This window comes from Delftia sp. SD018 (genome assembly GCF_017355445.1).
Lineage (GTDB): Bacteria > Pseudomonadota > Gammaproteobacteria > Burkholderiales > Burkholderiaceae_C > Comamonas > Comamonas acidovorans.
In genome coordinates this window covers 93,717-102,337 of sequence record NZ_JADDRN010000024.1, presented here as the reverse complement: position 1 = coordinate 102,337, position 8,621 = coordinate 93,717, and the positions used below count along the sequence as shown (strand labels likewise).

Genomic DNA, 8,621 nt, shown 5'->3' with positions numbered 1-8,621 from the left:
GACACAGCAGACACCACGATCTACGCGCGTCAGATCGTCGGCAGCGTCAGATTTCTATAAGAGACAGGCATGGGAGCAGGCCTTGGCGTTCACCATGGAGACGATGGCACGCCCCCACCATGAACACCTGCCGTGCCAGGTCGAACCGCAAGCCACTGGGACGCCGGCCCGCTTGCCGGGCGAACCTGACACTCGCCAGAAACAGCCAGGCCTGCGAGGTACCAGAAGGCACCCCGCAGGCCTCGCATGCCGGGCAGCAGCCGCCTGCCTGCCCGTCCTCCCCCACCAATTCCTGTCAGACCATCACCACGTCACAGCCGCAGCTTGGCCGTTGCCAGCAGCAAACCAAATCCCACCAACATGCCGCCAAAGGCCCTGTCTATCCAATGCCGCACGGCCAGCAGCCGTGCACGCACCCGCTGGGCCGAAAAGCACAGCGCCACGATGCAGAACCACGCCACATGGGCCAGCGAGATGAATCCGCCATATGCCAGCTGCGTGGCCAGCGGCGTGTCCTGTCCCACGATCTGCAGGAACAGGCTGACCACGAACACCGTGGTCTTGGGATTGAGCGCATTCGTCAGAAAGCCCGTGCGCAGTGCCGCCATGTCGGAGAGCGCGGCCACGGGCTGGCTGGGCAAATCGCCCTCCGGGCGGCTGCGCAGCATGGTCACGCCCAGATAGATCAGATAGGCTGCACCCAGCAGCTTGACCACGTCGAACAACCAGGTGGACTGCTGCATGAGCAGTCCGACCCCGAGCAAGGTATAGCCGACATGGACCAGCACCCCCAGGCCAATGCCCAGCGCCGTGAGCAGGCCCGCGCGGCGCGAGCGCAGCAGGCTGTTGCGTGTGACCATGGCGAAATCCGCCCCTGGGCTGATGACGGCCAGCAGGGTAATGGTGACTACAGCTATCCATTCGGTCATCGGTTATCCATTCGATTCAATGCAACGCGCCGGATAGTATTGGCCTTCCATGAAAATACATAACGATGTTTTCTGACACAGTTGGTGAACTCAACTCACATACCCCGAGCAAGCGGCTGCCGTCGCTGCAGGCCTTGCGCTGCTTCGAAGCGGCCGCCCGGCGGGAGAACTTCAGCAAGGCGGCAGAAGAGTTGCACCTGACCCATGGCGCCATCAGCCGGGCCGTGCGCCTGTTGGAGGACGATCTGGGCGTGACCCTGTTTGACCGCCGCAGCCGCCGCGTCTTCCTGACCGAGGCGGGCCGCCACCTGGCCCAGGCCGTGCACGAAGGCCTGGAGCGCATGCGCCAGGCCACGCAGGAGTTGCGCTCGCGCGCGCAGCAGGCGCGCCGCTGGGTGCTGTCCTGCGAGCCCACCTTGCTCATGCGCTGGCTGATCCCGCGCTGGCCGCAGTTCCAGGAACAACACCCGGAGTTGCAGCTGCACCTGATGGCGGGCGGCGGGCCTTTCTCTTTCGCGGACGGCATCGATCTGGCCATACGACGCGATGACTTCTCTCCGCCAGCGGGCTGTCATGCCGAGACCCTGTTTGCCGAGCGCATAGGCCCGGTCTGCCGGCCCGAACGGCTGGCGCAGTGGTGCACGCGCTCCGACGAGGGGCATGCCACCGGGCTGCGCCCGGAGGCACCCTTGCTGCAAAGCCGCACCCGCCCGGGGGCCTGGTCCACATGGGCAGAGCACAGCGGCCAGCCGCCGCCGTCGGGATCCCAGCTGCAGTTCGACCATTTCTATTTCAGCCTGCAGGCCGCCGTGGCAGGCATGGGACTGGCCATCGGACCCTGGCAACTGGTGCGCGACGACGTCGCCAACGGCGTGCTGGCAGCGCCCATGGGCTTTGTCGAGGACGGTTCGCGCTACTGCCTGCTGTCCCCCGCTCCGCCCACGCCAGATGGTGTGCACGACCAATTGCTGCAGTGGCTGCGCGCCCAGGCCTGAACAGCTCTGTCCCCTTTGCCGTGCCTGTGTCTGGACCGGTGTTCGGACTGATGTCTGTGTCCTTGTCTGCATCTCCCAAAGCAGAAAGGCAGCCGAAGCTGCCTTTCTGTTCTTGCCGGGCCTGAACGCCCGGCCTTGCGCTTACTTGCGCTGCGGCGGCAGGTCCGTGCAGGAGCCGTGCGCCACCTCGGCCGCCATGCCCAGGCTTTCGCCCAGCGTGGGGTGGGGATGGATGGTCTTGCCGATGTCCACGGCGTCGGCACCCATTTCGATGGCCAGCGCAATCTCGCCGATCATGTCGCCCGCATGCGTGCCGACGATGCCGCCACCCAGGATGCGGCCATGGCCGTGCGCCTCGGGGCTGTCGTCGAACAGCAGCTTGGTGACGCCTTCGTCGCGGCCATTGGCAATGGCGCGGCCCGAAGCCGTCCAGGGGAACACACCCTTCTTGACCTTGATGCCCTGGGCCTTGGCCTGGTCCTCGGTCAGGCCCACCCACGCCACTTCCGGGTCGGTGTAGGCCACGCTGGGGATCACGCGGGCATTGAAGGCGCTGGCAGCCAGCTCCTTGTTGCCCTGCAGTTCACCGGCGATGACTTCGGCGGCCACATGGGCCTCGTGCACGGCCTTGTGCGCCAGCATGGGCTGGCCCACCACGTCGCCAATGGCGAAGATGTGGGGCACATTGGTGCGCATCTGGATATCGACTTCGATGAAGCCGCGGTCCGTGACGGCCACGCCGGCCTTCTCGGCAGCGATCTTCTTGCCGTTGGGCGTGCGGCCCACGGCCTGCAGCACCAAGTCGTAGACCTGGGGCTCGGGCACGGTGATGCCGTCCTTGGCAGGCGCAAAGCTGACCTTGATGCCTTCGGGCGTGGCTTCGGCACCCACGGTCTTGGTGTTGACCATGATGTTGTCGAAGCGCGGCGCGTTCATCTTCTGCCAGACCTTGACCAGGTCGCGGTCGGCGCCCTGCATGAGGCCGTCCATCATCTCCACCACGTCCAGGCGTGCGCCCAGCGTGGAGTAGACGGTGCCCATTTCCAGGCCGATGATGCCGCCGCCCAGGATCAGCATGCGTTTGGGCACGCTGGCCAGGTCCAGCGCGCCGGTGGAGTCCACCACGCGCGGGTCCTTGGGCATGAAGGGCAGGTGCACGGCCTGGCTGCCGGCGGCAATGATGGCGCGCTTGAACTGCACGATCTTCTTGCTGCCAGTCTTTTCCTGGCCGTCGCCCGTGGTCTCTTCCACCTCAAGGTGGTTGGCACCGACGAAGTTGCCGTAGCCGCGCACCACGGTGACCTTGCGCATCTTGGCCATCTGGCCCAGGCCGCCGGTCAGCTTGCCGATGACCTTGTCCTTGTGTCCGCGCAGCTGGTCGATGTTGACCTCGGGCGCGCCGAACTTGACGCCGGCCACCTCCAGGTGCTTGACCTCGTCCACCACGGCGGCCACGTGCAGCAGCGCCTTGGACGGGATGCAGCCCACGTTCAGGCAGACGCCGCCCAGGCTCTTGTAGCGCTCGACGATGACCACATTCAGGCCCAGATCGGCCGCACGGAAGGCTGCCGAGTAGCCGCCAGGACCGCCGCCGAGCACGACCACGTCGCAGTCGTAATCGGCCGCGCCACCAGCGTAGCTGGCTGCGGCCGGAGCGGGAGCCGATGCTGCGGGCGCTGCAGCGGCAGGCGCTGGAGCCGCCGCTGCAGGGGCCGGTGCTGCCGCCTGGGGTGCGGCGGCCGCCTCGCCAGCGGCCTCCAGCGTCAGGATCAGGCCGCCTTCGGCGATCTTGTCGCCGATCTTGACCTTGAGTTCCTTGACCACGCCGGCATGGCTGGAGGGGATCTCCATGGAGGCCTTGTCGGACTCCACGGTGATCAGGGACTGGTCCTTGGCGACGGTGTCACCGGGCTGGACCAGCAGTTCGATCACGCCCACTTCGGCGAAGTCGCCGATGTCGGGCACCTTGATATCGATGATTGCCATGTGTCGGGCCTCCGTTTACAGCAGGATGCGGCGGTAGTCCGCCAGCACTTGGCCCAGGAAGGCATTGAAGCGCGCGGCCGAGGCACCGTCGATGACACGGTGGTCATAGGACAGCGACAGCGGCAGCGTCAGGCGCGGCACGAATTGCTTGCCATCCCACACCGGCTTCATCTGGCCCTTGGACAGGCCGAGGATGGCCACTTCAGGGGCGTTGATGATGGGGGTGAAGTTCGTGCCACCGATGCCGCCCAGCGACGAGATCGAGAAGCAGCCGCCCTGCATGTCGGCAGCGCCGAGCTTGCCGTCGCGGGCCTTCTTGGCCAGCTCGCCCATTTCCTGGCTGATCTGCAGGATGCCCTTCTTGTCGGCATCGCGCAGCACGGGGACCACCAGGCCGTTGGGCGTGTCGGCCGCGAAGCCGACGTGGAAGTACTGCTTGTAGACCAGGGTGTCGCCGTCCAGCGAGGCATTGAACTCGGGGAACTTCTTGAGGGCCGCAACCACCGCCTTGATCACGAAGGCCAGCATGGTCACCTTGACGCCGCTCTTCTCGTTCTCCTTGTTGGTGGAGACACGGAAGGCTTCCAGGTCGGTGATGTCGGCCTCGTCATTGTTGGTGACGTGCGGGATCATGACCCAGTTGCGCGACAGGTTGGCGCCGCTGATCTTCTTGATGCGCGACAGGTCCTTGCGCTCGACCGGGCCGAACTTGGCGAAGTCGACCTTGGGCCAGGGCAGCAGGTCCAGACCTGCGCCGCCGCCGGAGCCACCCTTGGGAGCGGTCGCGGCCTGGGCCTTGGTCTGCACGGCGCCCGCCATGACGGACTTGGTGAAAGCCTGGATGTCGTCGGCCGTGATGCGGCCCTTGTTGCCCGAGCCCTTGACCTCGTCCAGCGGCACACCCAGCTCGCGGGCGAACTTGCGTACCGAGGGCGACGCGTGGGGCAGCTTGCCCGTGGGCGCCACGGTGGGGTTGTGCGCAGGTGCAGCGGCGGGAGCCGACGCTGCAGCGGCAGCCACCGGAGCTGCAGCGGCCGGGGCAGCAGTTGCCGGTGCAGGGGCTGCAGCAGCAGGTGCCGGGGCCGCAGCCTGGGCTGCAGGCGCGGCAGCGCCCTGCACGCTCATCTGGCCGACCACGTCGCCCACGTTGACCGTGTCACCGATCTTGAGCGTCAGCGCCGTGATGGTGCCGGCCGCTGGCGACGGGATTTCCATCGAGGCCTTGTCGGACTCGACGGTGAACAGCGATTGCTCGGCCGTCACGGTGTCGCCGACCTTGACCAGCATCTCGATCACGGCCACGTCCTTGAAGTCGCCAATGTCGGGAATCTTGATGTCGATCTGCGTGGCGGCGCCCGAGGCCGCAGGCGCGGCAGCGGGAGCAGCGGCCGGCGCAGGCGCAGGCGCAGCCACCGGGGCCGGGGCTGCAGCGGCGGGGGCCGGTGCGGCGGCTGCAGGTGCCGGGGCAGCGGCTTCCGCCGACTCGACCACGGCAATGATGCTGCCCTGCTTGACCTTGTCGCCCATGTTGACGCGCAGCTCCTTCAGCACGCCAGCGTGGCTGGAGGGGATCTCCATGGAGGCCTTGTCGGACTCCACGGTGATCAGCGATTGCTCGGCCTTGATCTGATCGCCGGCCTTGACCAGCACTTCGATCACAGCAACTTCGTCGAAATCACCGATATCGGGGACTTGAATTTCTACCAATGCCATATGTGTCTCCCGTTCTTACTCAAGCGTGCAGCGGGTTGATCTTGTCGGCCTTGATGCCGTACTTGGCGATCGCTTCGGCCACGGTGGTGGCGTTGATCTTGCCTTCTTCGGCCAGCGCACGCAGTGCGGCAACCACGATGTAGTGGCGATCCACTTCGAAGTGCTCGCGCAGCTTGCGGCGGAAGTCCGAACGGCCGAAGCCGTCGGTGCCCAGCACCTTGTAGGTGCGGCCCTTGGGCATGTAGGGGCGGATCTGCTCGGCGTAGGCCTTCATGTAGTCGGTGGATGCGATCACCGGGCCATTGTGCGACTGCAGCTGCTGCGTGACGAAGGGCACCTTCTGGGTGTCCAGCGGATGCAGCAGGTTCCAGCGGTCGGCCTCCTGGCCGTCGCGGGTGAGCTCGTTGAAGCTCGGGCAGCTCCACACGTCGGCGGCAATGCCCCAGTCGGCCAGCAGCAGTTCCTGGGCGAAGAAGGATTCGCGCAGGATGGTGCCAGAACCCAGCAGTTGCACGCGCAGGCCGCTTTCCGGCACCTTCTGGCCGGGCTTGCACAGGTACATGCCCTTGATGATCTGCTGCTCGGTGCCGGGCGTGAGGCCGGGCATGGCGTAGTTCTCGTTGAGCAGCGTGATGTAGTAGAAGACGTTTTCCTGGTTCTGCACCATGCGGCGCAGGCCGTCCTGCATGATCACGGCGACTTCGTGGGCGAAGGTCGGGTCGTAGCTCACGCAGTTGGGAATGGTGTTGGCCAGGATGTGGCTGTGGCCGTCTTCGTGCTGCAGGCCTTCGCCGTTCAGCGTGGTGCGGCCCGAAGTGCCGCCCAGCAGGAAACCGCGCGCCTGCATGTCTCCGGCCGCCCAGGCCAGGTCACCGATGCGCTGGAAGCCGAACATCGAGTAGTACACGTAGAACGGGATCATGATCCGGTTGCTCGTGCTGTAGCTCGTGGCTGCCGCGATCCAGCTGCTCATGCCGCCGGCTTCGTTGATGCCTTCCTGCAGGATCTGGCCGGCCTTGTCCTCGCGGTAGTACATCACCTGGTCCTTGTCGACCGGGGTGTACTGCTGTCCAGCGGGGTTGTAGATGCCGATCTGGCGGAACAGGCCTTCCATGCCGAAGGTACGTGCCTCGTCCACCAGGATGGGCACGACGCGCGGGCCGATTTCCTTGTCGCGCAGCAGCTGCGTGAGGAAGCGCACATAGGCCTGGGTGGTCGAGATCTCACGGCCTTCGGGCGTGGCTTCAAGAATGGCCTTGAAGGTATCCAGCGCAGGCGCCGTGAATTGCTCGCTGGCCTTCACGCGGCGGTGCGGCAGGTAGCCGCCCAGGGCCTTGCGGCGCTCGTGCAGGTAGCGCATTTCCGGGGTGTCGTCGGCCGGCTTGTAGAAAGGCAGGTCGGCGATCTGGCTGTCGGGAATGGGAATGTTGAAACGGTCGCGGAAGGCCTTGATGTCCTCGTCGCCCAGCTTCTTGGTCTGGTGAACGGTGTTCTTGCCTTCACCGATCTTGCCCATGCCGAAGCCCTTGACGGTCTTGACCAGCAGCACGGTGGGCTGGCCCTTGTGCGAATTGGCGGCGTGGAAGGCCGCATAGACCTTCTGCGAATCGTGGCCGCCGCGGCGCAGGTTCCAGATCTCGTCGTCGCTCATGTGCTCGACCATCTTCAGCGCGCGCGGATCGCGGCCGAAGAAGTTCTTGCGCACGTAGGCGCCGTCATTGGCCTTGAACGACTGGTAGTCGCCGTCGTTGCACTCGGCCATGATCTTCTTGAGCACGCCGTCCTTGTCCTTGGCCAGCAGCTCGTCCCAGCCCTTGCCCCACAGCAGCTTGATGACGTTCCAGCCGGAGCCGCGGAACTCGCCTTCGAGTTCCTGGATGATCTTGCCGTTGCCGCGCACCGGGCCGTCCAGGCGCTGCAGGTTGCAGTTGATCACGAAGATCAGGTTGTCCAGCTTTTCGCGGGCGGCCAGCGAGATCGCGCCCAGCGACTCGACCTCGTCCATTTCGCCGTCGCCGCAGAACACCCAGACCTTGCGGCTTTCGGTGTCGGCAATGCCACGGGCATGCAGGTACTTGAGGAAGCGTGCCTGGTAGATGGCCATCAGCGGGCCCAGGCCCATGGACACCGTGGGGAACTGCCAGAACTCGGGCATCAGCTTGGGGTGCGGGTAGCTGGACAGGCCCTTGCCGTCCACTTCCTGGCGGAAGTTCAGCAGCTGCTCTTCGGAGATGCGGCCTTCCAGGTAGGCGCGGGCATAGATGCCGGGCGAGACGTGGCCCTGGATGTACAGGCAGTCGCCGCCGTGGTTCTCGTTTTCGGCGTGCCAGAAATGGTTGAAGCCGGCCGCGAACATGTTGGCCAGCGAAGCGAAGGAGCCGATGTGGCCGCCCAGGTCACCGCCTTCGGGCGGGTGCAGGCGGTTGGCCTTGACCACCATGGCCATGGCGTTCCATCGCATGTAGGCGCGCAGACGGCCTTCGATTTCCAGGTTGCCGGGACAGCGGGCTTCCTGCGAGGTCTCGATGGTGTTCACATAGCCGGTGTTGGCCGAGAAAGGCATGTCCACGCTGTTCTGGCGTGCGTGTTCGAGCAGGTCCTCGATCAGCTTGTGCGCGTATTCGGCGCCTTCACGGTCGATGACGGCCGACAGGGCGTCCATCCATTCGCGCGATTCTTGTTGGTCCAGGCCGGCGGGAACGCCTGCATTGCCTTGCGGGTCAGTCTGAGCTGTCATGGGAATGTCTCCTTGCAGAAGGTAGCGTCTTGGGGTCGAACCAGTGAGCGGCGCAGCGCGCCAACGCAGGCGGGTAGTTCACCACGCCTTGCGCGGCACAGACCCTGTCTGGCGAACTTGAAAATACCGATTCACTGCCTCAATGCTCGGCGAGTGTCGCATACTTTTTTCGAATTTCAAATGGTGCTTTTTGATTTCATAATTTGAAATTTTGCTGCAAACGCACATACAGTGAAGACCCCAAAGAACGTCGCCGAAGCG

The 8,621-nt window shown here is 65.2% G+C and carries 5 protein-coding genes; 1 reads left to right on the top strand and 4 read right to left on the bottom strand.

The window, feature by feature from the left end:
- Positions 1–311: 311 nt before the first annotated feature.
- The gene (locus INR38_RS21885) at positions 312–929 is read right to left on the bottom strand and encodes a LysE family translocator (protein ID WP_013802226.1); all 618 of its coding nucleotides are present in this window, start codon (positions 927–929) and stop codon (positions 312–314) included.
- A 65-nt stretch (positions 930–994) separates the two neighbouring features.
- Between INR38_RS21885 and INR38_RS21880 the strand changes: the two genes are divergently transcribed.
- Entirely contained in the window at positions 995–1,924 is a 930-nt protein-coding gene (locus INR38_RS21880; RefSeq protein ID WP_034394186.1) for a LysR family transcriptional regulator, read from the top strand.
- Positions 1,925–2,065: 141 nt separating this feature from the next.
- On the opposite strand, the gene lpdA is transcribed toward INR38_RS21880, so the two are convergent.
- From lpdA to aceE, 3 genes are read right to left on the bottom strand one after another with little or no spacing between them, the layout of a single operon-like run.
- Positions 2,066–3,910, bottom strand: coding sequence for a dihydrolipoyl dehydrogenase (lpdA, locus tag INR38_RS21875; RefSeq protein ID WP_034394189.1), 1,845 nt, complete (start codon positions 3,908–3,910; stop codon positions 2,066–2,068).
- A 15-nt stretch (positions 3,911–3,925) separates the two neighbouring features.
- Positions 3,926–5,623: a dihydrolipoyllysine-residue acetyltransferase gene (gene aceF, locus INR38_RS21870; protein WP_207443085.1), complete on the bottom strand. Its 1,698-nt coding sequence runs from the start codon at positions 5,621–5,623 to the stop codon at positions 3,926–3,928.
- A gap of 19 nt (positions 5,624–5,642) precedes the next feature.
- Positions 5,643–8,360: a pyruvate dehydrogenase (acetyl-transferring), homodimeric type gene (gene aceE / locus INR38_RS21865; protein ID WP_088164547.1), complete on the bottom strand. Its 2,718-nt coding sequence runs from the start codon at positions 8,358–8,360 to the stop codon at positions 5,643–5,645.
- Positions 8,361–8,621 lie beyond the last annotated feature (261 nt).